22 protein-coding genes are annotated in these 26,405 nt (G+C 66.3%); 12 read left to right on the top strand and 10 right to left on the bottom strand.

Annotated elements, in window-relative coordinates; all coding sequences use genetic code 11:
• Positions 1–25: 25 nt before the first annotated feature.
• Positions 26–331, top strand: a complete 306-nt coding sequence (locus ACW17Z_RS05055; protein WP_492057823.1) for an addiction module antidote protein — start codon at positions 26–28, stop codon at positions 329–331.
• Here the strand turns inward: ACW17Z_RS05055 and ACW17Z_RS05060 are convergent.
• Complete coding sequence (locus tag ACW17Z_RS05060; protein ID WP_492057824.1) at positions 328–1,284, bottom strand: 2-hydroxyacid dehydrogenase; 957 nt, start codon at positions 1,282–1,284, stop codon at positions 328–330. The genes ACW17Z_RS05055 and ACW17Z_RS05060 overlap by 4 nt on opposite strands.
• Positions 1,285–1,554: 270 nt before the next feature.
• Here ACW17Z_RS05060 and ACW17Z_RS05065 point away from each other — a divergent pair, with 270 nt between their 5' ends.
• Positions 1,555–2,388 carry a sulfotransferase family 2 domain-containing protein gene (locus ACW17Z_RS05065; RefSeq protein ID WP_492057826.1) on the top strand — a complete coding sequence of 278 codons (834 nt, stop codon included), beginning with the start codon at positions 1,555–1,557 and terminating at the stop codon, positions 2,386–2,388.
• A gap of 154 nt (positions 2,389–2,542) precedes the next feature.
• Here the strand turns inward: ACW17Z_RS05065 and ettA are convergent, their stop codons facing one another.
• Positions 2,543–4,210 (bottom strand): energy-dependent translational throttle protein EttA, encoded by a 1,668-nt coding sequence (ettA, locus tag ACW17Z_RS05070; RefSeq protein WP_419317700.1) that lies wholly within the window; start codon positions 4,208–4,210, stop codon positions 2,543–2,545.
• Between the two features lie 230 nt (positions 4,211–4,440).
• On the opposite strand from ettA, the gene ACW17Z_RS05075 reads away from it, so the two are divergent.
• From ACW17Z_RS05075 to ACW17Z_RS05110, 8 genes are all read left to right on the top strand, one after another.
• Entirely contained in the window at positions 4,441–6,732 is a 2,292-nt protein-coding gene (locus ACW17Z_RS05075) for a TonB-dependent receptor (protein WP_492057828.1), read from the top strand.
• An 86-nt stretch (positions 6,733–6,818) separates the two neighbouring features.
• Entirely contained in the window at positions 6,819–7,931 is a 1,113-nt protein-coding gene (locus tag ACW17Z_RS05080) for an alkaline phosphatase D family protein (protein ID WP_492057830.1), read from the top strand.
• 283 nt (positions 7,932–8,214) lie between these two features.
• Positions 8,215–10,443 (top strand): S9 family peptidase, encoded by a 2,229-nt coding sequence (locus ACW17Z_RS05085; RefSeq protein WP_492057832.1) that lies wholly within the window; start codon positions 8,215–8,217, stop codon positions 10,441–10,443.
• Positions 10,444–10,580: 137 nt separating this feature from the next.
• Positions 10,581–10,784 carry a hypothetical protein gene (locus tag ACW17Z_RS05090; protein WP_419317707.1) on the top strand — a complete coding sequence of 68 codons (204 nt, stop codon included), beginning with the start codon at positions 10,581–10,583 and terminating at the stop codon, positions 10,782–10,784.
• A gap of 474 nt (positions 10,785–11,258) precedes the next feature.
• A complete protein-coding gene (locus tag ACW17Z_RS05095) occupies positions 11,259–11,612 on the top strand; it encodes a hypothetical protein (protein WP_492057834.1) in 354 nt (117 codons plus the stop codon).
• Positions 11,613–12,457: 845 nt separating this feature from the next.
• A complete protein-coding gene (locus ACW17Z_RS05100; RefSeq protein WP_492057836.1) occupies positions 12,458–12,730 on the top strand; it encodes a hypothetical protein in 273 nt (90 codons plus the stop codon).
• Between the two features lie 65 nt (positions 12,731–12,795).
• On the top strand, positions 12,796–13,578 hold the full coding sequence (locus ACW17Z_RS05105) for a thioesterase family protein (RefSeq protein WP_419317713.1): 783 nt from the start codon (positions 12,796–12,798) through the stop codon (positions 13,576–13,578).
• A 94-nt stretch (positions 13,579–13,672) separates the two neighbouring features.
• Positions 13,673–15,166 (top strand): amidase, encoded by a 1,494-nt coding sequence (locus tag ACW17Z_RS05110; protein WP_492057837.1) that lies wholly within the window; start codon positions 13,673–13,675, stop codon positions 15,164–15,166.
• Between the two features lie 4 nt (positions 15,167–15,170).
• Here the strand turns inward: ACW17Z_RS05110 and ACW17Z_RS05115 are convergent, their stop codons facing one another.
• The 6 genes from ACW17Z_RS05115 to ACW17Z_RS05140 all read right to left on the bottom strand — a co-directional run bounded on the left by ACW17Z_RS05115 (position 15,171) and on the right by ACW17Z_RS05140 (position 21,490).
• Complete coding sequence (locus tag ACW17Z_RS05115; RefSeq protein ID WP_492057838.1) at positions 15,171–15,329, bottom strand: hypothetical protein; 159 nt, start codon at positions 15,327–15,329, stop codon at positions 15,171–15,173.
• Positions 15,323–15,940 carry a hypothetical protein gene (locus tag ACW17Z_RS05120; RefSeq protein WP_492057840.1) on the bottom strand — a complete coding sequence of 206 codons (618 nt, stop codon included), beginning with the start codon at positions 15,938–15,940 and terminating at the stop codon, positions 15,323–15,325. Before ACW17Z_RS05120 ends, ACW17Z_RS05115 begins: the two co-directional genes overlap by 7 nt.
• The gene (locus tag ACW17Z_RS05125) at positions 15,937–17,343 is read right to left on the bottom strand and encodes a right-handed parallel beta-helix repeat-containing protein (RefSeq protein WP_492057842.1); all 1,407 of its coding nucleotides are present in this window, start codon (positions 17,341–17,343) and stop codon (positions 15,937–15,939) included. The genes ACW17Z_RS05120 and ACW17Z_RS05125 overlap by 4 nt, the downstream gene beginning before the upstream one ends.
• Positions 17,340–18,851, bottom strand: coding sequence for a tetratricopeptide repeat protein (locus ACW17Z_RS05130; RefSeq protein ID WP_419317721.1), 1,512 nt, complete (start codon positions 18,849–18,851; stop codon positions 17,340–17,342). The genes ACW17Z_RS05125 and ACW17Z_RS05130 overlap by 4 nt, the downstream gene beginning before the upstream one ends.
• Before the next feature lie 286 nt (positions 18,852–19,137).
• Positions 19,138–20,361 (bottom strand): acyl-CoA dehydrogenase family protein, encoded by a 1,224-nt coding sequence (locus ACW17Z_RS05135; protein WP_492057843.1) that lies wholly within the window; start codon positions 20,359–20,361, stop codon positions 19,138–19,140.
• A gap of 13 nt (positions 20,362–20,374) precedes the next feature.
• Positions 20,375–21,490 carry an acyl-CoA dehydrogenase family protein gene (locus ACW17Z_RS05140; protein WP_492057844.1) on the bottom strand — a complete coding sequence of 372 codons (1,116 nt, stop codon included), beginning with the start codon at positions 21,488–21,490 and terminating at the stop codon, positions 20,375–20,377.
• 233 nt (positions 21,491–21,723) lie between these two features.
• Between ACW17Z_RS05140 and ACW17Z_RS05145 the strand changes: the two genes are divergently transcribed.
• On the top strand, positions 21,724–22,287 hold the full coding sequence (locus ACW17Z_RS05145) for a hypothetical protein (protein WP_419317727.1): 564 nt from the start codon (positions 21,724–21,726) through the stop codon (positions 22,285–22,287).
• Here the strand turns inward: ACW17Z_RS05145 and ACW17Z_RS05150 are convergent.
• On the bottom strand, positions 22,284–22,778 hold the full coding sequence (locus ACW17Z_RS05150; RefSeq protein ID WP_492057845.1) for a YkgJ family cysteine cluster protein: 495 nt from the start codon (positions 22,776–22,778) through the stop codon (positions 22,284–22,286). The genes ACW17Z_RS05145 and ACW17Z_RS05150 overlap by 4 nt on opposite strands.
• Before the next feature lie 70 nt (positions 22,779–22,848).
• Complete coding sequence (locus tag ACW17Z_RS05155; RefSeq protein WP_492057846.1) at positions 22,849–23,502, bottom strand: OmpW/AlkL family protein; 654 nt, start codon at positions 23,500–23,502, stop codon at positions 22,849–22,851.
• A gap of 179 nt (positions 23,503–23,681) precedes the next feature.
• Here ACW17Z_RS05155 and pepN point away from each other — a divergent pair, with 179 nt between their 5' ends.
• Entirely contained in the window at positions 23,682–26,273 is a 2,592-nt protein-coding gene (gene pepN, locus ACW17Z_RS05160; RefSeq protein WP_492057847.1) for an aminopeptidase N, read from the top strand.
• Positions 26,274–26,405 lie beyond the last annotated feature (132 nt).

Here is a 26,405-nt window from a genome sequence, read left to right on the forward strand (position 1 = left end):
TCGGGAGATCAAGGAGGACAAGATCATGGTCGTGCGCACAACGCTTTTCGATCCCGCTGCCGAGGTAACCGACACGGACTCTGCCGCCATCCTTCTGGCGGATGCGCTGGAAACCGGCGACGCGGGTTACGTGCAGCACGTGCTGGGCATAATCGCGCGCGCTAAGGGCATGACCGACGTCGCCGCCACGTCTGGCCTTGGTCGCGAGAGCCTTTACAAGGCGCTCAAGGAAGACGCCTCGCCAAAGTTTGAAACCGTGCTGAAAGTTATCGCGGCTCTTGGGTTGCAACTGTCGGCGACCAAGGCCCAATCCCAGACTGAAGCCGCCTAACCCCCAACCGGCGACGCCAACGGCTCGCCGTTGAAGTAGCAGCGCAGGTTCTCCAGCGTCAGCCCGACCATGGCCGGAATGCTGTCCAGGGTCGCGCCGGCCAGGTGCGGCGTCAGCACCGTGCGCGGCACGCCCTCCCAGCGTCCCGGCGGGGTCGGCTCCTGGTCGAAGACGTCCAGCGCCGCCATGCCCAGGCGGCCGTCCTTGAGGGCGGCGATCAGGGCGTCCTCGTCGACCAGTGAGCCGCGCGCCACGTTGACCAGCAGGCCCTGCGGTCCCAGGGCCTCGATCACCGCCTGATTGATCATGTGATGGTTGGTGTCGTCGGGCCGGGCGCAGACCATCAGCACGTCGCTGTCGCGGGCAAGGGCCATCAGGCTGTCGGCGCGCGGCCGGTCGGTTTCCTTGGGGCGCGGCGCCCACCAGGAGACCTTCATCTCGAAAGCCTCGCAGCGACGGGCCACCGCCTCGCCGATATGGCCCAGGCCGACGACGCCCACCTTGCGGCCGCGCAGGCCGTGTCGGGGCGCCATGCGCTCGGCGTGAGTCCAGCGCCCGGCCCGCAGGCGGTGATCGCCCTCGACGATGCCGCGCCAAGCCGCCAGCATCAGACCCACGGCGTGATCGGCGACGTCCCCCGCGTTCAGGCCGGTGGAGTGGGTCACCGAAATGCCGCGCCACTTGCACCAGGGCACATCCACGCCGTCATAGCCGACGCTGACACAGGCGATCAGGCCCAACTGCGGCATCTCCGACAGCAGGTCCTTGCCCAGAGCCATCTCGCCGGCGTGGACGATGGCCCGCACCGACTGACCGGGCCCCTGCAGAAAGACCAGGGGGTCGGGATAGTCCCAGAACCGATGAACCGTATAGCTCCCCTCCAGCAAGGGCTGCAGCGGCAGGAGCATCTCGTGCGAGATCAGGATGTGCGGCTTATCGGCGGTTTGCGGCATGCGGGTCCTCCATCCCGGTCCAGTGCAGGCCATACGGCCTCAGTCACCAGCGGGATTTTTCATCGTGTGCGACAAGCTACCGCAGTTGCCGCACAGCGCCAGCACCGACTACGCATGATTAGTCCCCGTAGTGGCCGCCGCGTGTTTTGACCGTCATCAATTCCGATTGTCGCGGCTCGGCTAAAACGACGGAACCTGCACTGTAGCGCGTTGTTAGAGGCAAGGAAGCCGTCGCACCGCTTCAAGTGCGGATCGGCAGGGGCGCTCGTCATGGACCTGCTCATGCACCAGATGACATCCAGCACGTTCGGACAGATCAGCAGGGTGGAAGCCCCGCGGCCTGGATCACGACCTTCGGCCAAACAGGCCTATGATCCATCAAAGCTCCTGATCTCACTGCACGTTCCCAAGACAGCGGGCACCAGCTTTTGCACCACCCTCAAATCCTGGTTTGGTGAGGACGGTCTGCGCCTCCATTATCGCGACGCGGATGCGGACCCCGTAAGGCACGCGGGCACAGGCGCAGGAGCCTGTGTCCACGGCCATTTCAACCGTGTGCGTGGCATCGGGGCCCTCGCCTATTATCCCGAAGCCCAGCAGTTCATCACCTTCCTGCGGGACCCGTTTTCCCGGTTCGTTTCCCAATGGCGCTACCTGCATTTTCAGCGTCGGAGCGGACTGCCCGTCCCCGCACTCGACGACAATCCCACCTTTGGCCAATGGTTCGACCGCAGGGCCAAGGCTGCCAGCGAAGGCGAAGATCCGTTTTCGTTCCTCGCCCAACTGCCCTGGCCGGTCACGCCCGACAATGCCGACAGGGCCTTCGACCAGGGCTATATTGCAGTGGGAATCCTCGAGGCCTATGACGCTTCGGTGCGGGTCCTGGCCAAGGCTCTGGGCTTCCAGGCGCCGCAGGAGATCATCCATGTCAATCGGGCCGACGACGCCCATCGCAGCGGCGACCCGACAGAGATCTATGGCGAATGGCAGACGGCGCATCGCGACGCCTTTGCCCTGGAATATGCCGTCTACGACGCCGGGCGACGCCATCTCCTGGCAGCCCTGCCGGCGGCGGCAGGCCTGAGCAGAGCGGGCGTCTTCTGATCGTGATCAAAAGACACGGCTGAACCCAACTGCGCCCGGGGAGTTCGCATCCGGGCACAAAAAACGGGGTGACCCGTGAGGGCCACCCCGCTTCATCTCAACGCTATGGCCGTACCTTTGCAACCTGACGGGAGCCGTCAGGTTGCAAAGGCGCCTACCGCGCGAACTTCTGGAACTTGATGCGCTTGGGGATCAGGCTGTCGGCGCCCAGGCGGCGCTTCTTGTCTTCCTCGTACATTTCGAAGTTGCCTTCGAACCATTCAACGTGGCTGTCGCCCTCGAAGGCCAGGATGTGGGTGGCCAGGCGGTCCAGGAACCAGCGATCGTGGGAGATGACCACGGCGCAGCCGGCGAACTCTTCGAGCGCCTCTTCGAGGGCCTGCAGGGTTTCGATGTCCAGGTCGTTGGTCGGTTCGTCGAGCAGCAGCAGATTGCCGCCGGTGGCCAGGGTCTTGGCCAGGTGGACGCGGTTGCGTTCACCGCCCGAGAGAAGACCGACCTTCTTCTGCTGGTCGGCGCCCTTGAAGTTGAAGCTGCCGACATAGGCCCGCGAATTGATCTCGCGCTTGCCGACGATCATCACGTCGGTGCCGCCCGAGACTTCTTCCCAGATGGTCTTGTTGGGATCCAGCGCGTCGCGGCTCTGGTCCACATAGGACAGCTTCACCGTCTCGCCGACCTTGACCGTGCCCTGGTCGGGCTGCTCGCGGCCGGTGATCAGCTTGAACAGGGTCGACTTGCCGGCGCCGTTGGGGCCGATGACGCCGACGATGCCGTTGGGCGGCAGACGGAACGACAGGTCCTTGAAAAGCACCTTGTCGCCATATTCCTTTTCCAGGCCTTCGACTTCCAGCACCAGATTGCCCAGGCGCGGGCCGGGCGGGATCTGGATGTGGGCCTGGGTCTGGGCGGCGCGGGCGTTTTCCTGCGCCGAGACCATTTCCTCATAGCTGGCCAGACGGGCCTTGGACTTGGATTGGCGGGCTTTCGGCGAGCTGCGCACCCACTCGAGTTCGCGGGTCAGGGCGCGCTGGCGGCTGTCGGACTCCGACTGCTCCTGCACGACGCGCTTGGTCTTCTGCTCCAGCCAGCCGGAGTAGTTCCCCTCATAGGGCACGCCCTTGCCGCGATCGAGCTCGAGCGTCCACTTGGTGACCTGATCCAGGAAGTAGCGATCATGGGTGACCAAGATGACGCAGCCCGGGAAGTTTTCGAGGTGGTGCTGCAGCCAGGCCACCGACTCGGCGTCCAGGTGGTTGGTGGGTTCGTCGAGCAGCATGATGTCGGGCTTGCTGAGCAGCAGGCGCGCCAGGGCGATGCGGCGCTTTTCACCGCCCGACAGGTTCTCGATGCTGGAATCGTTGGGCGGGCAACGCAGGGCGTCGATGGCCATCTCGACCTTGGAGTCGATGTCCCACAGGTCGCGGGCGTCGATGATCTCCTGGAGCTTGGTCATCTCCTCCATCAGCTCGTCGGAATAGTCCTCGCCGAGCTTGTTGGCGCATTCGTTGTAACGGTCGAAGATCAGCTTGTCCTCGCAGTCGGCGATGACATTGCCCCAGACGTCCTTGGTCGGGTCCAGCACCGGCTCCTGGGCCAGATAACCGCGGCGGATGCCCTCGGCGGCCTTGGCCTCGCCCGAGAACTGGTCATCCAGGCCGGCCATGATCTTCAGCAGGGTCGACTTGCCCGAGCCGTTGACGCCGACGACGCCGATCTTGGCGTCGGAATAGAACGACAGCCAGATGTTCTCGAAGATCTTCTTGCCGCCCGGGAACGCCTTGGTCAGGCCTTGCATCTGGAAAATATATTGCTGGGCCATGGGGGCGTCGGTCTCGCTGTCAAAGTTCGGGGGAGGACGGGCGCTGAAATAGCGGTCGGGGGCGGTTTACGCAATGTCGGCGCGCCGAGGCGCCCCAAAGTAAGGTTCACCGTTCTGTCTCAAGACTGTCGGAAACCCGACGCTTTTCCGTCGCGGAGGCGTCGCGGAGCGCTGTTAACCGGGCCGGAGAACCGGCGCGCTCCCCGCACGACCGGGCGAGGGGATAGATCATGAAACATCATCTGATGCTGGGCGCTGCTTCGGCCGCCCTCCTGCTGCTGGCCGCCGCGCCGGCCCTGGCTGCCGATCTGGCGCCGACCGAAGCCGCCGACACCACCGCCGTTGACGCCATCATCGTCATTGGTCAGGGCCAGAGCCGCCAGGTTCAGACCCTGAAGGACGAAGCCATCTCGCTGGAAGCCGCCGGCACCAGCCCGCTGAAGGCCATCGACAAGCTGCCGGGCGTGACCTTCCAGTCGGCCGACGCCTTCGGCGCCTATGAGTGGTCGACCCGCATCTCGATCCGCGGCTTCAACCAGGGCCAACTGGGCTTCACCCTGGACGGCGTGCCGCTGGGCGACATGAACTACGGCAACCACAACGGCCTGCACATCAGCCGCGCCATCACCAACGAAAACATCGGCCGCGTCGAACTGGCCCAGGGCGCCGGCGCGCTCGGCACCGCCTCGACCAGCAATCTGGGCGGCACGCTGCAGTTCTTCTCGCGCGACCCTTCGGAAGTGTTCGGCGGCCAGATGAACGTGACCGGCGGCTCGGAAGGCATGTACCGGGTGTTCGGCCGCATCGACAGCGGCGCGATCGAACAGCTGGGCGGCCTGCGCGGCTACGCCTCGATCGTCAGCCAGAGCACTGAGAAGTGGAAGGGCGGCGGCGACCAGAAGCAGTTCCAGTACGACCTGAAGGCCGTGCTGCCGCTGGGCGAAAACGGCAGCCTGACCGCCTTCTACAACGGCTCGCAGCGTCGCGAGCAGGACTATCAAGACCTGTCGTTCGAGATGATCAAGCGTCTCGGCCGCAACTGGGACAACACCCAGCCTAACTGGGCCCTGGCCGTGGCCGCCGGTCGCGCCTACCTGACCGGTACGGCTCTGCCCGCGCCGTTCGCCACCGTTGACGACGCCTACTACGCCGGCGCCGGCGTCCGCGACGACGAACTGTACGGCCTGGCCCTGAAGCTGCCGCTCGGCGAGACCGCCAAGCTCGACCTCAGCGCCTATGGCCACGCCAACCAGGGCCAGGGCCTGTGGTACACGCCCTACGTCCCCAGCCCGGGCTTCGGCACGGTCGGCTCCACCGCCGCCCCGCTGTCGATCCGCACCACCGAATATGACATCGACCGCAAGGGCGTGACCGGCGGCATCACCGTCGATCTGGGCGCCCACCAAGTGGGCATGGGCTTCTGGGGTGAAAAGAACACCTTCAACCAGGCGCGCCGCTTCTACGCCGAAACTGCCGCCGCCCCGTCGCGCAACCCGCTCGACTTCCAGGAAAACCCCTTCTTCACCCAGTGGCAGTACCGCTTCGTGACCGACACCCTGGTCGCCCACATCGAAGACACCTGGACCGTCAACGACGCCCTGAAGGTCAATTTCGGCTTCAAGGCCATGGAAGTGACCAACAGCGTCCAGCGCATCGCCGGCAACCCGCTGGCCGGCGAGATCGAGTCGAAGAGCTCGTTCCTGCCGCAGATCGGCTTCGTCTATAAGGCGATGCCGGACCTGGAGTTCTTCGGCGGCTACACCGAGAACATGGCCGCCTACGTTTCGGCCGCCACCTCGGGTCCGTTCGCCTCGCAAAACCAGGCTGCGGTCGACTACATCACCAAGACCCTCGAGCCTGAGACCTCCAAGACCTTTGAAGGCGGTCTGCGCTATCGCACCGACCGCTTCCAGGGCGTCGCGGCCCTCTATCACGTGACCTTCGAGAACCGCCTGCTGGCCGCCAGCACCGCGGCCCCGATCCTGGGCCTGCCCGCCGTTCTGTCGAACGTCGGCGGCGTGGAAACCAACGGCATTGAGCTGGCCGGCGAGTACAAGCTGACCGACAACTGGTCGGTCTACGGCGCCTACACCTACAACCAGTCGGAATATCAGGACAACGTCGTCAACGGCTCGGGCGTCGTCACCGCCCGCACCGCCGGCAAGGAAGTGGTCAACACGCCCAAGAACATCCTCAAGGGCGAGCTGAAGTTCGAACTGGCCGGCTTCTATTCGAAGCTGGGCGTCGCCCACACCGGCGAGCGCTACTACACCTACGAGAACATCGGCGGTCAGGTGGACAGCACCACCGTCGCCGACCTGACGCTGGGCTATCGCTTCGGCGGCGAGACCTGGGGCAAGGGTCTGGAGATCCAGGCCAACATCACCAACCTGACCGACGAGGACTATATCTCGACCATCGGTTCGGGTGGCTTCCTGAACAATGACGCAGCCGGTACGGGCCAGACGGTCCTGACCGCCCCGCCGCGCCAGTTCTTCCTCTCGATCAAGAAGGCCTTCTAGGCCTCACTTGATCTAGAAACTTGGGGCCGGGAGGCGACTCCCGGCCCTTTGTCGTTCAAGCTGCACCGCAAAACGAGGAAACGTCCGTGACCGATCTCTCCCGTCGCGGGGCCCTGGGCCTGTCGGCCGCCGCCCTGGCCGTGGCCCCCGCCGCGCGCGCCGCCGTCCTGGACGCGCCGCATCCGGCCCTGGGCAAGCCCCTCACCCGCATCGCCTTCGGGTCCTGCGCCAACCAGGACAAGGACCAGCCGATCTGGGAGGCGATCTTCGAGCAGAAGCCTGATCTGTTCGTCTTCCTGGGCGACAACATCTATGCCGACACCCGCGATCCCAAGGTGATGGCGGCCAAGTACGCCACCCTGGCGGCCAAGCCGCACTTCAAGCGGCTGCGCGACACCACCCCCGTCATCGCCATCTGGGACGACCACGATTTTGGCGAAAACGACGCCGGGGCCGACTATCCGATGAAGGCCGAGAGCCGCCGCCAGTTCTGCGACTTCTGGGGCGAACCCGCCGACTCGCCGCGCCGCACCCGCGACGGGGTCTATGCGGCCTATGTGTTCGGCCCCGCCGGCCAGCGCGTGCAGATCATCCTGCCCGACCTGCGCTGGAACCGCACGCCCCTGGCGGAGAAGACCTTCAAGGGCGGCTACAAGCCCTGGGCCGTGGCGCGCGGCCTGTCGGGCAAGGAAACCCCCGGCCCCTATGACCGCATCGCCGACCTTGACGCCACCATGATCGGCGAGCCGCAGTGGACCTGGCTGGAGCAGCAACTGGCCCAGCCCGCCGACCTGCGGATCTTCGGCTCCAGCCTGCAGGTGCTGGCCGATTTCGCCGGCTGGGAAAGCTGGATCAACTATGCCCGCGACCACCAGCGGCTGTTCGCAGCGATCCGCCGCCAGAAGGCCGACCGCCTGATCTGCATCAGCGGCGACACCCACTATGCCGAGGTCTCGCGGCTGGACACCAACGTCCCCTACCCGATCTGGGACGTGACCTCCTCGGGCCTGACCGAGGTCTGGCCCGTCACCCCGCCCAACGCCCTGCGCGTCTCGCCGGTGCTGCGTGAGCGCAATTTCGGGATGATCGAGATCGACTGGAGCGGCCCCGCGCCGGTGGCGACCCTGCGGGTGCATGACGAAAAGGGCGCGGTGAAGATCACGCAGGTGGTGGATACGGCGGGGCTGAAGGTCGGGTGAGACAAGTCCTCCCCCTGAAGGGGGAGGCGATCGCACATGACCAGCAACGGCTGTCATCCCGGACGAGCGCGCAGCGCGAAGATCCGGGACCGACGCCTGAGCGCCGCGTTCCAAGTCGGTCCCGGATCTGCGCCCGGCTTCGCCGAGCTTGTCCGGGATGACAAATTTTTCGCCGCGAGCAATCCATAGGCGATAGCGCTGCCTTCAGGGGGAGGGCCTTGCCGCCGCCCATCAAACTTTTCCCTGCTGACAACCTCACGGCGTCCCACTAGCGTCCCGCGCCATGATCAGACCCTCGCTTACCGCCCTCGCGGCGTGCCTCGCCCTGACTTCGCCGGTAAGATCTTTCGCAAATGGGGCGGAAAAGCTGACCCCCGAACGCATCTTCGCCGATCCCAGCCTGACGGGCCCCATCGCCAAGGGCGTGGCCGTGTCGCCGGACGGCAAGCGCGTCACCTATCTGAAAGCCAAGGCCGAGGCCGCCAATGTCCAGGACCTGTGGGCGGCCGACGTGGCCGGCGGAGAACCCTATCGTCTGATCGACTCGGCCACCCTGTCGTCGGGCGCCAAGGAGCTGTCAGAGGCCGAAAAGGCCCGCCGCGAACGGGCCCGCGTCTCGTCGCGCGGCATCGTTGAATACAGCTGGGACAGCCAGGGCCGCTTCATCCTGGTGCCGCTGGACGGCGACCTCTATCTGGACAGCGTCGCCGACGGCAAGGTCAGCCGCCTGACCGAAACCCCGGGCGACGAGGTCGACGCCAAGGTCTCGCCGCTGGGCGCCTTTGTCTCGTATGTCCGCGACCAGAACCTCTATCTGAAGCCGGTCAATGGCGGGGCCGAAAAGGCCCTGACCACCGAGGGCAAGGACGCCGTGTCGTTCGGCGTCGCCGAGTTCATCGCCCAGGAAGAGCTGGACCGCTTCAGCGGCTACTGGTGGTCACCCAGCGAAGGGCACATCGCCTATGCCCGCGTCGATGAAAGCGGCGTCGACATCGTGCCCCGCGCCGATATCGGCCCCGGCGGCGCCACCGTCGTTCTGCAGCGCTATCCCCGCGCCGGCCGTCCCAACGCCGTGGTCGACCTGTTCGTGCGCAACCTGGCCACCGGCCAGGACGTGCAGCTGGATCTGGGCGCGAACAAGGACATCTATGTCGCCCGGGTCGACTGGTCGGCCAATGGCAAGACCGTCTATGTCCAGCGCCTGTCGCGCGACCAGAAGACCCTGAACATCATCGCCTTCGACCCGGCCACGGGTCAGGGCAAGACGGTCCTGACCGAGACCGACCGCCACTTCATCGAGGTGCACGAAGACTTCCGGCCCCTCAGCGATGGCACCTTCCTGTGGTCGTCGGAAAAGTCGGGCTTCAACCACCTCTATCGCCACGCCGCCGACGGCAAGCTGATCGCCCAGATCACCAAGGGCGACTGGCCGATGAACCGGGTCGAGGGCGTGGATGAGGCCCGCAAGGTGGTGATCTTCGGCGCCTCCATCGACACGCCGATCGAGCGCCGCCTCTATGAGGTCTCCTACGCCCAACCCGGAAAGCCCAAGGCCCTGACCCCGGCCGGCGGCTGGTGGACGGCCAAGGTGGCGCCCAACGGCGCCTTTGCCGGCACCTACACCGATCCCAAGACCCCGCCCCAGACCGCGCTCTATGCGCCCGACGGCAAGCGCGTGCGCTGGATCGAGGAAAACCGGCTGGCCGAGGGCCATCCGTACTGGCCCTATGCCTCGACCCTGACCACGCCGGAATACGGAACGCTGAAGGCCGCCGACGGCGAGGCCCTGCACTACGCCCTGCTGAAGCCGGCCGATTTCGACCCGTCGAAAAAGTACCCCGCCATCGTCGCCGTCTATGGCGGCCCGCACGCCCAGAATGTCCGGAAGATCTGGCAGAGCCCGTCGGAACGCACCTATCTCGAAGCCGGCTACCTCGTCTTCCGGCTCGACAACCGTGGCACCGCCAACCGCTCGGCCAGGTTCGCGCGGGCCCTGGATCGCCGCATGGGCACCGTGGAGGTCGACGATCAGCTGGTCGGCGCCAACCATCTGAAAACCCTGCCCTATGTGGACGCCGAGAAGTTGGGCGTGGTCGGCTGGTCGTATGGCGGCTTCATGACCCTGATGATGCTGACCGCCGACGACAGCCCCTTCAAGGCCGGGGCCGGCGGCGCGCCGCCCACCGAGTGGGGCCTGTACGACACCGCCTATACCGAGCGCTACATGGGCAAGCCTGAGGAGAACAAGGACGGCTATGCGCAGTCCGATATCCTCACCCGTCTGGACAGGATGAAGCCCGGCAGCCTGCTGCTGCTGCACGGCATGGCCGATGACAATGTCATCTTCGAAAACAGCACCCGCCTGATCGCGGCCCTGCAGAAAAAGGCCATCCCCTTCGAAATGGCCCTCTATCCCGGCGAGCGCCACAGCGCGCCGGGCAGCAAGACAAAGGGCCTCAGCGTGCTCAAGACGCATCTGGAGTTCTTCGGCCGCAAGCTGAAGGGGCAGTAAGGCCTCTATCGGATCCGTTCGCGGCGCCGCGCCGCGAACGGAAGCTGCGTCAAAACGCCCGCCCGGACTGACTTTTTGTCACAGCCTCAAATCACCAGGCGCCGCCTATCCTGATCAGGACTGATCGAGGACGCCTGATGTTCAAGACCGATGACGCCGTCGAATGGCTGATCCACGCGCTCAAGGACGCCCTGGAGCACGGTAGCGCCTCTGAGTCCGATCTCGAGGACTGGTTGCTGGCGGCGATCTCGCTCGAGGAAATCTCGCTGGAAGACGAGCTGGCCACCCGCCAGGCCCGCTCCCTGGGCGCCTGGATGAGCGCGTCGGCCACGCTGCACTGAAACGGCTACACAACGCCAGTACACCGGACGGCCAGCGCCAGACATCTGGTAGCTCAGCGCGACGCCTAGGGGGGCCTCGAAGGTCTGCTGGTGGACCGGGCACAAATTCGTGCTTTCGACCCTAGTGAGACGTTCAGTTTGCCCGGAAAGACGGCCGACACCGGACGCCCCCTCCGTCACGATGCGTATTCGCATCGCGCCACCTCCCCCGTTTCACGGGGCAGGAGGGTGAAGCTGTTCTTCTCCTGCCCCGTAGCGAAGCGTACGGGGGAGGTGGCGCGGCGCCGATAGGCGACGTGACGGAGGGGGCGCTGCTGAGCCTGACGTCCGCTCACCACCCTGAACAGACCTTCGCCCGGTCCGGTCTCTGGCGCGGTGTCAAAGGTCCGGTCTCAGTCGCGAGCCCAATTCCTGCACCCGACCCATTGAGGACGTTGAGCAGCGCTGCTCTAAGAGCAGAGCACGAGGTGGCAAATGCGCGAAATTGTTCTCTCCCCCGAGTATTATGCCATTGGCGACCGTGACGGCTGGACCAGCGGAGAAGTCTTCCACATCGAGCGAAACAAGCACGGAGGTTCTGTTTCGACCCCCGTGGCACGCTATTTCGTATCAGTGGCTCCATTGCGGGCGGAGAATTTTCACCCCCATCAACGTGTGGATTGCTTTGTGCGAAAACATAGACGAGCTCCTCGTGGAGGCTGGCTCGCCAAGCGCTTGACAGATTTGCTTGTTGAAAATGGCGTTCTCGCTCAACCAATTTGGATTGGCTGGCATGAAGCGAAGGAAGTTGGGGGCGAAGCTTTGGGCGACGTTTTCGACTACGATTAGTGTCCGCTTCCCACCCTCATCAGAAGTTACCGACGTCCGCTTGAGGGCGTCCATCGGCATAGCGCTGAGTGACCAGATGTCTGGCGCTGACCGTTACGTCGGTTGGCGCCCTCTAGAGGCGGCGCGCGACCGGCCGGGCACGGGGATAAACCGCGCCCAATCCCCGTTCTTTCCGACACAAACCCCAGCCTGATCAACGGCTTGTAAAATAGTTGATCGCGCCCATCAGACGCGCCGAAACCGCCCGCATAATCAATCTCACCTGACAGCACGGGAAGGGCGCACGTACGGCGACCGTTGCGGCTGTCAGGGGTGGTCGAGCGGGAAGCGTCCGTCGGCTGTCGTCGAAGGCCCGGCAGGGTCTGGTGGAGCGGATCGGTCCTCGCGGGGGGCGGACGCATTGAAGCCAGACCGGGACCGCCGGGAACTCCCTTTGGCGACGCCCGTACGATACGCAACAGGCATGGGCTGAAATCGCCCATGCGGTCTGGACGGGGTCGCTATCCCCTCCACCCGTCGGGGGCCTAACGTCGGAAGCGGGTTAAAACCCCGCGCCCCGAGGGCTCACCGGATAACGGCTGCGCGGAGCGTCTGTCTTCGTCGAAACGGTATCAATCTACTCCCTCATCCGGGCGAGGCCCGGACGCTCCGCGACCCTTCCCACCCACTCGGCGGTTTCCTGCGCGAGGTCGCGAGCTTGCGCCCTGGCCTTGGCCACAGGGAGCCGATAGCGGCTGGCGAAGCCGGTCGGGGTGGTCTGAGGGCGCGTGACGGGCTAACACCCTTGTATGGCGCGCACAAAACTAAGCCCTGAGTTTGAAATCGAGGTCGCGGGGGACCCCTACATGTGGCGGCTTCATCGCCAGCCCGGCTGGTCCAGCGACGCCCCCGAGCGGCATGGCATGGCGATCGCCGTGCGCCACAAGGAAGGTCAGCGCGAAGCCGTGATCGAGTTTCCGCCCGGCCCACAGCCGCGCTATGGCGCGCCGCTGCTGAAGCCCTCGCAGGTCGCGCCGGAACTGGTGGCCAAGGCCATCGCCTCGGCCATCGTGGCGGGATGGGATCCGCTGTCGCGCGGCAAGACCGTGGCCATCATCGTGGATTCGACCGGCGGCTGAGGCCTGCCCTTGACTTCCGTAGCGAAAGAAAACGAACCTCGGGCAAAGCTCCAGGGAATCTTCGCGTGACCACCTATACCGACCTTATCGCCGGCATCACCACGACGGCCTCGGGCCATGCGGCGCATGTCACCGACGACTGGAAACAGGGCCGCACCACCTATGGCGGACTGTCGGCGGCCCTGTGCCTGGAAGCGGCCCTGCGGACCCTGCCCGAGGCCCCGCCCCTGCGCTCGGGCCAGTTCGCCTTCATCGGACCGGCGGCCGGAGAACTGGCCATCGAGACGACAGTGCTGCGCCAGGGCAAGTCGACCCTGTTCGTCGGCGTCGATCTGGTGGGCGAGCAGGGCCTGGCGACGCGGGCCATCCTGACCTTCGGCGCGGCGCGGGAGTCGCTGGTCTCGCACAGCGACCTGCCCTGCCCGACCGTGCCCACCCCCGAAGACTCCGAGCCCTTCTTCCCCAAGGGCGGCGGCCCCGGCTTTGGCGGACAGTTCGAGGTGCGGATCGCCGGCGGCGCGCGGCCGCTGTCGGGCCTGCCGCCGGAATATCTGCTGTGGATCCGCCACCGCGACCCGGCTGCGCGCTCCCTGGCGGCCCTCGTCGCCCTGGCCGACACCCCGCCGCCGCCGGCCATGACCCTGTTCCCGAAGTTTGGCCCGATCTCGACCATGACCTGGTCGCTCGACGTTGTGGACCTGCCGGCCGAAGACGACGACGGCTGGCGCCTGCTGCGCAGCACGGCCGAAACGATCGGCGACGGCTATTCCACGCAAGGCATGATGCTGTGGGACCAGGGAGGTCGGCCGCTGATCGCCGCGCGGCAGAACGTGGCCGTCTTCGTCTGACCACGAAGGATAGGCTTGGCGGCGACAGGGTTTTACCCTCATCCTCCGGCCCGTTCGGCCGCGCTGTGATGTCGGCCCGCGTGGGGATACTCGCATGACCAAGATCGCCTTCCTGGCCGGAGCGGCTGTCGCCGCCCTGCTGGCCACCAGCGCCGCCGCCCAAACCTCGGAAGAGGCGACCAGGGCTTACCTGGACCAGATCAAGGCCAAGAACGACATCCTCCACGCGGTGATCGCCGTGAACCCCGCCGCCCTCGCCGACGCCAGGGCCCGCGACGCCGAACGCAAGGCCGGCAAGGTTCGCTCCGCCATCCACGGCCTGCCGATCCTGCTGAAGGACAATATCGAATCCGCCGAACCGCTGGCCACCACCGCCGGCTCGCTGGCCCTGAAGGACAATGTCACCGGCCGCGACGCGCCGCTGGTCAAGGGTCTGCGGGATTCCGGAGCGGTGATCCTGGGCAAGGCCAACCTGTCGGAATGGGCCAATATCCGCTCGAACAACTCGATCAGCGGCTGGAGCGCGGTGGGCGGCACGGTGCGCAACCCCTATGTGCTGGACCGCAGCGCCTGCGGCTCGTCCAGCGGCTCGGGCGCGGCTGTCGCGGCCGGTCTGGCCTGGGCGGCCATCGGCACCGAGACCGACGGCTCGATCACCTGCCCCGCCGCGATCAACGGCCTGGTGGGACTCAAGCCCACGGTCGGCCTGGTGTCGCGCACCCACATCGTGCCGATCAGCCACAGCCAGGACACGGCCGGCCCGATGACCACGACGGTCGAGGACGCCGCCAGGATCCTGACCGCCATCGCCGGCTCTGATCCCGCCGACGTCGCGACCAAGGCCGCCGACAGCCACAAGACCGACTACGCCAAGGGCCTGTCGAAAGACGCCCTGAAGGGCGTCACCCTGGCCGTGGCGCGGTTCTACACCGGCTATTCGCCCAAGACCGACGCGGTCTTCGAGCAGGCCCTGGCCGATCTGAAGGCCCAGGGCGCGACCCTGGTCGAGGTCAAAGCGTTCGACGAGGGTCCGATCGGCGCGGCCGAGGGCGTGGTGCTCTACACCGAACTGAAGGTCGACCTGGCCGCCTATCTGGCCTCAACCGATCCGAAGAAGGTCCCCAGCCGCACGCTGGCCGACCTGATCGCCTTCAACAAGGCGACGCCCCACGAGTTCGAATGGTTCGGCCAGGAGAGCTTCGAGAAGGCCGAAAAGACCAAGGGCTACAGCGATCCCGACTACATCAAGGCCCTGGCGGATTCCAAGCGGCTGGCCGGTCCCGAGGGCATCGACAGGATCCTGAAGGAGACCGGCGCTGTCGCCATCGTGGCCCCGACCACCGGTCCGGCCTGGACCATCGATCCGCTGAACGGCGACAACTATGGCGGCTCGTCGACCACCCTGCCCGCCGTGGCCGGCTATCCGCACCTGACCGTGCCGATGGGCCAGGTCACCGGCCTGCCGGTGGGGCTGTCGTTCATCGGCCCGGCCTGGAGCGAGAAGCTGCTGCTGAACCTGGGCTACGCCTATGAGCAGGCCACGATGAAGCGCAAGGCCCCGACCTTCCTGAAGACGATCGCGCCGTAAGGCTTCAGACCCGGGGCCGGATCACGTCGATCGGCGGCGGCGGCGGGGTGACCCGGTCCGGCGACGGCGAATGAGGGGCTGGCGGTCCGGACGGCTTTTGCGGCTGCGCGCAGCCGCAAAGGGCCGCCGCCGTCAGGGCCAGGATCAGGCCTGACTTCAGCATCCCACCAGGCCCACGCCGGCGAAGTTGCGGTTGCCGCCGACGCCGACCCCGCCAAAGCGATCGCCAAGCGCCACGCCCAGACCCAGCGCGCCAGGAGGGCTGGCCACGGCCAGGCCCAGATTGCCGTTGGGCGTGAAGATGCCCAGGCCGGACTTGAAGCAATGATTGTCGCCGCGAGGATCCCAGACCTCGACCTGGCCATCGGCCCGGGTAAAGGCCCAGCGCTCGCCGCGCTCGTCGCGACCGCTCACCGAGATCTTGCCCTTGCCGTCGGGCGTGACGCCGTACGACTCGCGGGTGAAGCCGTCGACCGCACAGGATGAAACCAGACCGGGCCGGCTGAGATCGCCGTTCAGGGCCGCCGCCGAGCGGGTCTGGGCATTGTAGGCCGAGATCTCGGTATCGCCGCCGCGACCGCCGCCGACAAACACCTGGGTGCCGGTCGCGCTGTCATAGGTCATGATATCCGGAGCCTTCCCGGTCAGGGGTTCGCCGCAGGCGGCGGGTCGACCGCCGCCGGGTCCGCGACCGCTCTGGGCCTGGGCCTGGACCGCGCCCAGCGAGGCGGCGACGGTCAGGGCGACGGCGAAGACGTGGACGAACTTGCTCACTTGGGGGCTCCCCCTGATTGAGATCCGCCCGCCAGAGCGTCATCAGACAGCTGTGGCGGAGCCGAGGTCGCCGAGGCCGGCAGAACGGTCGGGGCGGGCCAGTACGAGTCGAAGTCGAGACGGGCCTGATCGCGCGGCGAGCGGAAGACCTCCGGCGCCTCGAACCAGGGACGGCAGGTCAGTTCGCCGTTGAAGTGGCCCTTGACCAGGGCCTCGCAGCCGCCGGGACGGGCAAAGACGCGGTTGTCGACCGACCGGACCTGACCGCCGGCGTCGGCATAGATGCCCGAGCGCATGACGCGGTGAATGCGGTTGTTGGAGGCGAAAACGATGCCGGAGGCGGCATAGATGCCGACGTCATTAGCCTCCAGGTCACCGCCGCGAATCTGCAGGTTGGCGTTCTCCAGCACCACCGCCCAGTCGCTTTCGCGAACCACGGGATTGAGCAGCGTGGTCTCATCGCCGCCGCCGACATATACGCCGCGCGAGAAACCGTCGACGTACAGGCCTTCGATCTTCACCAGTTGCTGGCGGTTCATGCCGGCGATCACGAAGCCGGCCGAGTTGCGGGTTCGCGACGAGCCGGTCCAGTCGCCAAGGCGGGTGATGCGGATATCCCGCATGCGGCTGTCGCCCGAGGTCTCGAAGGCCGAGCCGATAGCGGTGGCGGCGATCTCGACATTGGACGCCATGATCTCGCCCGTGGCCTTGACCACCGGCTGGCGGGTGCGGCCGATGAAGACGGTGTTCTGCAGCTCGATACGGCTGTCCTGCACGTCCATCGCCGAACCTTCGCCGCTATAGCGGATGGTCACGCCCTTCAGGGCCAGTTCGGTGGCGCGGCCGGTGATGCACGAGGCCTGGCCGGCGCGGACGGCCTCGATGCCCAGACCTTCCAGCACCACGTACTGCACGCCCGGTGCGATACGGATGCAGGGCTGGCCGGACGGGGCCACCAGGATCGGTGAATTGCGCGACGGCGTGTAGTCACGCACCAGGATGGTGACCGACTGGGTGATGTTCAGCGACTCGACGCAGGCCCGGCCCTGGGTCGAGGTCAGGGTCAGATAGTCGCCGTCATAGAGACGCGCCAGCGTGTCATTGACCTGGCCCGGATAGGCGTAATCGCAGTTGATCTCGCGCTGGACATAGCCGGGGCGACCGCCACTGGCGACCTCGCAGCGACCGCGAACGCGGTAGCTGCCGCGCGGGCACGGCTTGACCTTGGGGCGATAGCTGGTCTTGCAGCCCCGCGACAGGTTGGGCTCCAGCAGCAGCCCAAAACAGGGACGGATCTGCTGATCGACCTTGGCGTCCGGCGAGGCCAGCGCCACGGCGGGGGCCGCAGCGAAGCCGAGCGACAGCACGGCCACAAGGGCCAGGAAGCGGCTCAGGCGGCTCATCGATAGTCCCTTTCGATGTAGGGCCGACCACCGCGCTCGGCGGCAGGTCTGGGCGGACGCGAGACCTGGGCCAGCAACTGTTGCAAGCGCCAGACCGAAGGCTTGAAGCCGGCCAGGGCGCCATCCAGCTGATAGACCACGGCCCTGGCGCGATCCTGATCGGCCACGCCCTGCAGTCCCAGCGAGAAGAAGGTCGACATGGCGTACTTGGCCTCGGCCGAGCCCTGGCGTTCGGCTTCCTCGTACCAGTGATAGGCGCGGGCATAATCGCGGGGCACGCCCACGCCCTCGGAATACATCACGGCCAGGACGAGCTGGGCTTTGGATGATCCGTTGACGGCGGCGTACTGCACCGCCCGCACCTTCTCGATGGCGCTCAATCGGCCGGTGATCGGACGGCCGATCATCGCCTGGAAGGTCTGGGCGTCGCCTGACGCCAGCAGTTTCTCGTCGAGCACCGGTGACGGGATCACCCGCAGATAGGCCAGGGCCTCGCCGATATGGACGAAGGGCAGTTCGTGCAGGCGCGTCTGAGCCGCTTCCCTGGCTTCGCCCGACTGGTCGGACTCGTCGGAATGGGGCACGCCCGATTCCGGCGATTCGGGCGGGTAGAACTCGTAGGGCGGAATCCAGCGCTTGGCCTTGGTCTCGACGAAGGCGCCATACGAGGCCCGCTGCGGCGAGGACCGCTCGAAGTCCTTGAGCATGACATAGGCCGAGACGTCGCCCGTCTGCACGGCCAGGTAATTGTAGAGATAGGCGTCGACGTCGTTGCGGCGGAACAGGTCCAGCGCGGCCGGCGTACCGGCGCGCTTCTGGCTGCCATAGGCGTCGACGGCCTGAAGATTGTCGGACGGCTCGCCATACGGGCCGAAGAAGCCGTCATGGATGCGGGCCAGCACGCGATAGCCGTCGGCGCCCTGGCTGGAGAGCACGTAGATCACGCGGTTGCGGACCTTCTCGCGCTCTTCGGTCGACATGCGCGCCAGCAGCCGGTCCAGCGCGCCATAGGCGCTCTGGCGCTCGAAAGCACGGCAGTCGTCGAAGCGCGACAGGGCCCGGCCATCGCCCTTGCCGCGGCGCTCATAGGCCGCGATCGGCGCGTAGCCGCCAGCGTTGGACAGGGCCATGGCGTACCACACCGCCGCCTCAACCTGATCCTCGAGGTTCTTGTCGACCGAGCGCTGGCCTTCGTAGCGGCGGGCCAGCTCCAGTTGGGCGAAGAAGTCGCCGCGGAAGCCACCCTGGCGAAGCGCCCGAATCTCTTGCTGCTGCTGATTGAACTGCCCGGAGACGCCCTGGGCGGCCTGCGGACGCGGACACGCGCTGGCCTTTCTCTGGAGCCAGAGGTTGGGGCCTACGTCGCAGCCCACCAGGGGAATCACTACGGCGGCGACCAGCGCCCCGATCGGAACGCGGCGCAGCAGGGCGCCTCGCCGGGAAACCGCCCCAAACAGGGTCATTCGGAGCGCGGAATAGCGCGAAACAGCATCGCTGGCTTCGTGCATCACTCCCCCTCCAGCACGCCGTTAACCATAACCATCAAGGACTCATGTGCCCGGTGTCGCAGGCTGTCAAGGTGAAGCAACAGCGTTCGCCTAGCGGCGTGTTGACACGTCCGCGCAAGGACTCGCGCCTCAGGGGAATTCAGTAAACACGGGCGAGATTCGACGCGGGGCGAGATTGCGAAACCATGACGGACGCAACCGCGAAGCGAATTTGATCATGCCCAGAATCAGGCTGGCCGCGCCCGGTTTTCGAGCGCGGCCAGACCCGGATCAGACCTGACTAGGACTAGCGCCCGGTCGGCATGTCCTTGAAGGCCACGTCTTTGTCGACGCGCACATCGCCCGGCAGGCCCAGAACCCGCTCCGCGATAATGTTCTTGAGGATCTCGTCGGTGCCGCCGGCGATCCGCAGGCCGGGGGCCCACATCAGGCTCTGCTGGAACGCCGCCTCGGCCGGGGCCTGATCCGGGTCAATCAGGATGCCGTACTGATCTTCCATCTCGACGGCGGTATTGGCCAGGTCCTGCATCTGGTTGGCGGCGATGATCTTGCCGATCGAGCTTTCCGGTCCCGGCGTCTGGCCGCGCGACAGGGCGGTCATGGTGCGGAAGCGGGTGAACTTCAGACCTTCCGACTGCACGTACCAGTCGGCCAGCTTTTCGCGGAAGGCGTTGTCCTTGATCGCCGGGCCGGTGGCGCCGGTCAGTTCCCGCGCCAGCGCCATGATCTCGCGATAGTTGGGACCCGACGAGCCGCCGACGGCCAGACGCTCGTTCATCAGGGTGACCAGGGCCACCTTCCAGCCCTCGCCGACCTCGCCCAGACGCTGGCTGTCCTTGACCCGCAGGTCGGTGAAATAGACCTCGTTGAACTCGCGCCCGCCCGACATCTGGTGGATCGGCCGGCATTCGACGGCGGCGTCCTTCATGTCGATCCAGAACATCGTCAGGCCCTTGTGCTTAGGCACGTCGGGATCGGTCCGGGTCAGCAGGATGCCGTAGTCGCAATAGTGGGCGCCGGTGGTCCAGACCTTCTGGCCGTTGATGACCCACTCGTCGCCGTCCTTGATGGCGCGGGTCCGCAGGGCGGCGACGTCGGAGCCGCCGGCCGGTTCGGAGAACAGCTGGCACCAGATCTCCTCGCCCTTCACGGCGGGGCTGACGAAGCGCTGCTTGGTCTCGGTGTTTGAGAACGCCATCACCGTGGGCACGCACATGCCTAGGCCGATGGTGAAATAGCCGTAGCTGAGGCCAGCCTTGGTTTCTTCCTGGCCAAAGATCACCGACTGGATCGGCGTACCGCCGCCCCCGCCGATGGCGGCCGGCCAGGTGATGCAGGCATAGCCGCCGGAAGCCTTGCGGGCCTGCCAGGCCTTGGCGGCGACCATGTGCTGGTCGGTGTTGGGTTTCAGCTCGCCAAACTGCGCGCGGTGCGCGGCGGCGTTCTCAACCAGCCAGGCGCGGGCCTTTTCGCGATAGGCGGCTTCTTCGGGTGAATCGTTGAAATCCATGATCGTCTTTCCCTTACGCCGCGTTCTTTTGTTCGAGCTGGCTGACCAGCCGCTCTTTCCAGACCCGCGGCGCACCGGCCACGAGGCTGAGCTGGCGCGAGCGCCGATAATAGAGGTGGCAGTCGACATCCCAGGTGAAGCCCATGCCGCCGTGCACCTGGATGCTTTCCTTGCTGGCGAACCAATAGGCGTCAGACGCCGCGATGCGGGCCGCAGAGGCCGCGATCGGCAGCTCTGGCGCATCGACGGTCAGCGCCCAGGCCCCGTAATAGGCGTTGGAGCGGGCGACCTCGTTCTTGACATACATGTCGGCCAGCTTGTGCTTGATCGCCTGGTAGCCGGCGATGACGCGGCCAAAAGCGTATCGGCCCAGCGCATACTCCTTGGCCATCTCCAGGCACCGGTCAGCGCCGCCCAGCTGTTCGAAAGCCAGCAGCACGGCGGCGCGATCCATGATCGCCTGCACCAGTTCGAAACCAGCGCCCGCCTCGCCCAAACGCTCAGCCGTCACACCGTCAAAGGTCAGCTTGGCCACGCCGCGCGTCGGGTCGAGGCTCTTGAGGGTTTCGCGCACGACGCCCTTGGCCTTGAGATCGACCAGGAACAGGCCAGGCTTGCCGCCCTCGCTGGCCAGGACCAGAGCCATGTCGGCCACGTCGCCGTCGGTGACCGGGATCTTCACGCCCGTCAGCTTGCCGCCCTCGACCCGGCAGGCCAGGTTCGAAGCATTGACCACGCCCGGACCTTCCGAGGTCGCCAGGCAACCGATCAGCTCGCCGGCGGCGATGCGCGGCAGGACGGCGGCCTTCTGGGCGTCGCTACCGGCCAGCATCACGCCCTCGGCCAGGAAATAGACCGTCGAGGCGAACGGGATCGGCGCGACAGCGCGGCCCAGTTCCTCGGCGATGGCGCATAGCTCGACCCGGCCAAGGCCCAGGCCATTGAACTCTTCAGGGATGCAGGCGCCCAGCCAGCCCTGCTCGGCGACAGCGGTCCACAGGTCCTGGTCGAACGAGCGGCTGGCGTCATCCAGAACGCCGCGCACGACAGCGGGGCCACAGCGCCCGTCGAGGAACTTGCGCGCCTCGTCCTTCAGGAACTTCTGGTCGTCGGAAAAGTCGAAATCCACCGGTCGCCTCCCAGGAGCCGGCCCTGTGGGCAGGCTCGTTGTTATCACTGTGTGCGTGACCGTCGCCGAAACCGGCATCCACTTTCGGCTGTCACGCCCACGACGGAACTCTACGATTGGCCCGTCTCTGGAAACACCCTGACTGACCTTTCACCGCAGGGAAAGATTGACCCGGCGTCAAGGATTTCAGGTTCTTATGACGATCGTCCAGTTCACGTCGCGTCCAAGGGGCCATGGCCAAGACCGTCTATCAGCGCAACCAGAAGGTTTGGGTCGACAGCGTCGGCGCCTGGGCGACGATCGAGCGCATCGTACCGATCTGGGCCAAGGGCTTCGACGAGCCCGTGCGGGTCACCTATGACGTCGGTCTGGGCCGCGAATTTCACGCCCATGAGCTCAAGCCCGAGGAAAAGATCGACGCCGAGGGCGCCGGCATCGTCGCCCATTGGCGGGTGCTGCGGGCCCGCAACAAGTGGCAGCAGGAAAGTGACTGCCCCCACCACCCCTATCCCGGCACCTATCCGGTGGTGGTCACCGATCCCAACGACTGGGGCGGGTGGCGGACGCCGGGCGCGGAGTATGACCGCGATCCGCGCAAGATCGAATATCAGGCGCGGCTGATCGCCAGCGCCCCGCGCCTGCACGCCATCGCCCGTCAGATCCTGGAACTGGTCGCCGACCATCCCGAGGATGCGCCGCCCGCCCTGGCCGCTCTGGCCCACCAGGCGTCAGCCATCGAGCGTTATCTGCACGAGGTTCCGGCCGCCGCAGAGGCCGTGAGCAATATCGAAAACTAGGCCGGCCAGTCCCGGCCGGAGCCGGGACGCCGCAGTCGATCGTGGGCTGTGAATTCGATAGCCGGACGCACGACGCCCAGATCGATCTCGCCGCCGCCTGGCAAAAGACGTAGGCAGCGCCGCCCGATCCAGATCAGCACGTCCATGCCTTCGGCCGCACCTTCCCTGGCCCAGCCGCGCAGCACGGCCTCGAACGGCGCGCGCCGCCAGGCGTTGGGCTGGGCCGGGTCGAGCTCGACATTGACGACCCGCCCGCCCTCGCCCGCATGCAGCACGAACCCGCTGCGGTCTGGTCGCCAGTCATCGCCCAGACGTGTGTCCAACAGCCAGTCACAGGCAAACTCACCGCAGCCGGCCGGCCGGACTTGATAGACCTCACAGCCCTTGCCGCGACGGTAGTAGCGGCACCAGACGTGCGGCGCCTTGTCGAGCTCGCGCACGCCGATCAGCTTGCAGCATTGGCCGCACGCGCCGCATTCCCGCTCAGCCATGCTCATCCCCGCCCGCGACTGCACCCCTCGCAGGGTTTAGTCGTCGAGCGGAGACATGCAAGGCGACAGATCAGAAGCGGTAACCGACCCCGACCGAAGCCACGATCGGGTCCAGCTTGACCTTGGACTTCAAGGCGCCGCCATTGATCGAGGCGTCGGTCTCGAACCACACCTTCTTGACGTCGATGTTCAGGTTGTAGCGCGCGTTCAGCGGCACGTCAGCGCCGACCTGCAGGGCATAGCCGAAGCCGTCGTCCAGCTTCACCTTGAAGCCGTTCTTGTCCTTGCTGCTGTAGAACAGCATGTAGTTCAGGCCCGCGCCGACATAGGGGCTGAACTTCGCCGCCGGGAACGGGTGGTATTGCAGCGAGACGACGGGCGGCAGGACCCAGGTCTTGTGAACCTCGACATTGGTGGCGCCGCCAACCGCCTTGACGGTGTGCTGGGTCGTGCCAGCGATCACTTCGACGGCGAGCTTGTCGCTCAGGAAATAGGACAGGCCGATGGTCGGCTTGATGTCGTCATTGACCTCTGCCTTCAGGCCCGTGGCGGCGCCCGCAGCGGTGAAGATCGAGTTGCCGGCGTCGGGCGCCACATCGGTGACGCGGACGTTCAGAACCAGATCACCCTTGGCCTTCGGCTTGACGGCCTCTTGAGCCTGAGCGGCGGAAACGGCCAGGAGGCTGGCGACGCAGGTCAGGGCCAGGCGGGTCGCGATAGTCATCTTTATCCCCTTATTTCGAACCGGGCGCTGCATTGGGGGCGCCCGAAAAGGGGATTGCGCCCAGTTGAGCGCGCATTCTTTGATTAGGAACAAGTCCGTACGGAAAATGTGGCCTTTCGCCCAGGCCTAATTACTTAAGGGCTCTCGCGCCGGCTGCCCTGGACCTCTAGATTGCCCGCATGCGCACAGAAACGCCCCAGGCCATCCGGCTCGCCGACTACCGCCCCTTTCCGTTCGAGATCGAAGAGACCGAGCTTGTCTTCAAGCTTGAGCCCTCGTCCACGCGGGTCCTGGCCACGCTGAAAATCAGGCGCACGGGCGATGCGGGTGAGCCGCTGGTGCTCAACGGTGAGCGGCTGAAACTGATCTCGGCGGCGATCGACGGGCGCGACCTGAGCGCGTCGGACTACGGGCTGGACGCCGAGTTCCTGACCCTGGCCGATGTGCCCGACACCTTTGTGCTGACGACCGAGGTCGAGATCGATCCGGCCGCCAACAAGGCGCTGATGGGTCTCTATATGTCAGGTGGTCGTTTCTGCACCCAGTGCGAAGCCGAAGGCTTCCGCACCATCACCTACTTCCCCGATCGCCCGGACGTGCTCTCCCGCTACACCGTGCGGATCGAGGCCGATGAGGCGTTCGGCTACCTGCTGAGCAACGGCAATCTGTGGGAAGGCGGCGAACTGGATGACGGCCGCCACTACGCCGTCTGGAACGACCCCTTCCCCAAGCCCGCCTATCTGTTCGCCCTGGTGGCCGGCGAGCTGGACGTGCTGGAGGACAGCTTCGTCACCATGAGCGGTCGGACCATCGCCCTGCGAGTCTATGTTGATCCGGGCCAGGCGCCGCGCGGCGCCTATGCGATGGACAGCCTCAAGCGCTCGATGAAGTGGGACGAGGACGCGTTCGGCCGTGAATACGACCTGGACCTGTTCATGATCGTCGCCGTGCGCGACTTCAATTTCGGGGCGATGGAGAACAAGGGGCTGAACATCTTCAACAGCTCCCTGCTGCTGGCCGATCCCGAAACCGCCACCGACGCCGACTACGAGCGCATCGAGGCGGTCGTGGCCCACGAGTATTTCCACAACTGGACCGGCAACCGCATCACCTGCCGCGACTGGTTCCAGCTGTGCCTGAAGGAGGGCTTCACGGTCTTCCGTGACCAGAGCTTCAGCGCCGATCAGCGCGGCGCGGCGGTGCAGCGGATCAAGGACGTCAAGGCCCTGCGCGCCCGCCAGTTCGCCGAGGACGCCGGCCCCCTGGCCCACCCGGTGCGGCCGTCCAGCTATATGAAGATCGACAACTTCTACACCGCGACGATCTATGAGAAGGGCGCGGAGATCATCCGCATGCTCAAGACCCTGCTGGGCGCCGAGGCGTTCCGGAAGGGCTCCGACCTCTATTTCGAGCGCCACGACGGTCAGGCCACGACAGTCGAGGCCTTCATCGCCTGCTTCGCCGACGCCGCGAGCCGCGACCTGACCGATTTCTTCGCCTGGTATGAACAGGCCGGCACGCCAGCAGTGTCGCTGGTCAGCGAGTACCACGAGGACTTCAAGGCGCTGGAGATCACACTGACCCAGTTCACCGCCCCGACGCCCGGCCAGTCGATCAAGAGGCCCCTGCCGATCCCGGTGACCATCGGCCTGCTCGATTCTGACGGCGCGCCGCTGCGCGAGAGCGAGGTCGTGGTGCTGGATGGCGCGACAAAGACCGTCCGCTGGGAAGGTGTCGCCTCCCCGCCCGTGATCTCGGCCCTGCGCGGCTTCTCGGCCCCGGTGAACCTGACCACCGACGCGCGGTCGGTCGATCGCTATGGGCTGTTCGCCGCCGACCCAGATCTCTTCAACCGCTGGGAAGCCGGCCAGACCCTGGCCCGCGACCTGATCCTGGCCCGCGCCGGCGGCGCGCCCGATGAGGTCGGCGAAGAGCGCTATGCCGACGCTCTGGGCCGCGCCCTGCTGGACGAGCATTCAGAGCCGGCCTTCAAGGCGCTGCTGCTGGCCCTGCCCAGCGAGCCGGACCTGTCGCTGGCCATGGAACCGGCCGATCCGGCGGCCATCCACACGGCGCGAAGCGCCCTGCGCACCCGCATCGCCGTGCATCTGGGCGACCTGCTGCGCCGCCTGCATGGCGATCTGCAGACGGCCGGCGAGTTCTCGGCTGACGCCCAGTCCGCCGGCAAGCGGGCCCTGCGTAATGGCTGCGCCGACCTGCTGGCGGCCGATCCACATGCTGTGAACGTCGAGCGCATTGTCGGCCACTTCGAGGCGGCCGCCAACATGACCGACGCCATGGGCGCGCTGTCGGCCCTGGTCCAGATCGGCGGCGAAGCCCGCGACAGAGCGCTGGCCGCCTTCCACGCCAAATGGAAAGACGAACCGCTGGTGCTGGACAAGTGGTTCGCCGTCCAGGCCCGCGATCCGTCGCCCGACGTGCTGGAACGCATCGTCGCCCTGACGAAGCACGCCGATTTCGACGCGACCAACCCCAACCGCTTCCGGGCGCTGGTCTCGACCTTCGCCAACTTCAACCCATCGCGGTTCCACGATCCCAGCGGCGCCGGCTATCGCTTCCTGGCCGAAAAGATCCTGGCCGTGGACGCCTACAACCCGATGACTGCGGCGCGACTGGTCGAGCCCCTGGGTAGCTGGCGGCGCTATCCGGAAGCCCTGGGCGCACAGATGCGCGAGGCCCTCAAGGGCGTCGCCGCCCATCCCGGCCTGTCCAAGAACGTGCTGGAACTGGCTGCCAAGGCGCTCGACTGACAAAGCCACGCCCGGTCGCAGACAGATCAATTGCGACCATTAGGCCCATACCCCGCCAAATCGGCCGTTCGGCCGTGACGGGGACCTTTGGCGTGCGGTAGATTCAGCCGATGTGGCGAAGTGACTCGCCAG

The organism is Caulobacter sp. GSs2, assembly GCF_058680895.1.

Coding starts and splice junctions, on each gene's coding strand:
- ACW17Z_RS05075 (WP_492057828.1), top strand. CDS start 4,441: ATGAAACATCATCTGATGCTGGGCGCTGCTTCGGCCGCCCTCCTGCTG.
- ACW17Z_RS05145 (WP_419317727.1), top strand. CDS start 21,724: ATGGCCAAGACCGTCTATCAGCGCAACCAGAAGGTTTGGGTCGACAGC.
- ACW17Z_RS05125 (WP_492057842.1), bottom strand. CDS start 17,343: ATGAGCCGCCTGAGCCGCTTCCTGGCCCTTGTGGCCGTGCTGTCGCTC.
- ettA (WP_419317700.1), bottom strand. CDS start 4,210: ATGGCCCAGCAATATATTTTCCAGATGCAAGGCCTGACCAAGGCGTTC.
- ACW17Z_RS05090 (WP_419317707.1), top strand. CDS start 10,581: ATGTTCAAGACCGATGACGCCGTCGAATGGCTGATCCACGCGCTCAAG.
- ACW17Z_RS05055 (WP_492057823.1), top strand. CDS start 26: ATGGTCGTGCGCACAACGCTTTTCGATCCCGCTGCCGAGGTAACCGAC.
- ACW17Z_RS05155 (WP_492057846.1), bottom strand. CDS start 23,502: ATGACTATCGCGACCCGCCTGGCCCTGACCTGCGTCGCCAGCCTCCTG.
- ACW17Z_RS05130 (WP_419317721.1), bottom strand. CDS start 18,851: ATGCACGAAGCCAGCGATGCTGTTTCGCGCTATTCCGCGCTCCGAATG.
- ACW17Z_RS05065 (WP_492057826.1), top strand. CDS start 1,555: ATGGACCTGCTCATGCACCAGATGACATCCAGCACGTTCGGACAGATC.
- ACW17Z_RS05060 (WP_492057824.1), bottom strand. CDS start 1,284: ATGCCGCAAACCGCCGATAAGCCGCACATCCTGATCTCGCACGAGATG.
- ACW17Z_RS05115 (WP_492057838.1), bottom strand. CDS start 15,329: ATGCTGAAGTCAGGCCTGATCCTGGCCCTGACGGCGGCGGCCCTTTGC.
- ACW17Z_RS05150 (WP_492057845.1), bottom strand. CDS start 22,778: ATGGCTGAGCGGGAATGCGGCGCGTGCGGCCAATGCTGCAAGCTGATC.
- pepN (WP_492057847.1), top strand. CDS start 23,682: ATGCGCACAGAAACGCCCCAGGCCATCCGGCTCGCCGACTACCGCCCC.
- ACW17Z_RS05110 (WP_492057837.1), top strand. CDS start 13,673: ATGACCAAGATCGCCTTCCTGGCCGGAGCGGCTGTCGCCGCCCTGCTG.
- ACW17Z_RS05100 (WP_492057836.1), top strand. CDS start 12,458: ATGTGGCGGCTTCATCGCCAGCCCGGCTGGTCCAGCGACGCCCCCGAG.
- ACW17Z_RS05085 (WP_492057832.1), top strand. CDS start 8,215: ATGATCAGACCCTCGCTTACCGCCCTCGCGGCGTGCCTCGCCCTGACT.
- ACW17Z_RS05135 (WP_492057843.1), bottom strand. CDS start 20,361: ATGGATTTCAACGATTCACCCGAAGAAGCCGCCTATCGCGAAAAGGCC.
- ACW17Z_RS05095 (WP_492057834.1), top strand. CDS start 11,259: ATGCGCGAAATTGTTCTCTCCCCCGAGTATTATGCCATTGGCGACCGT.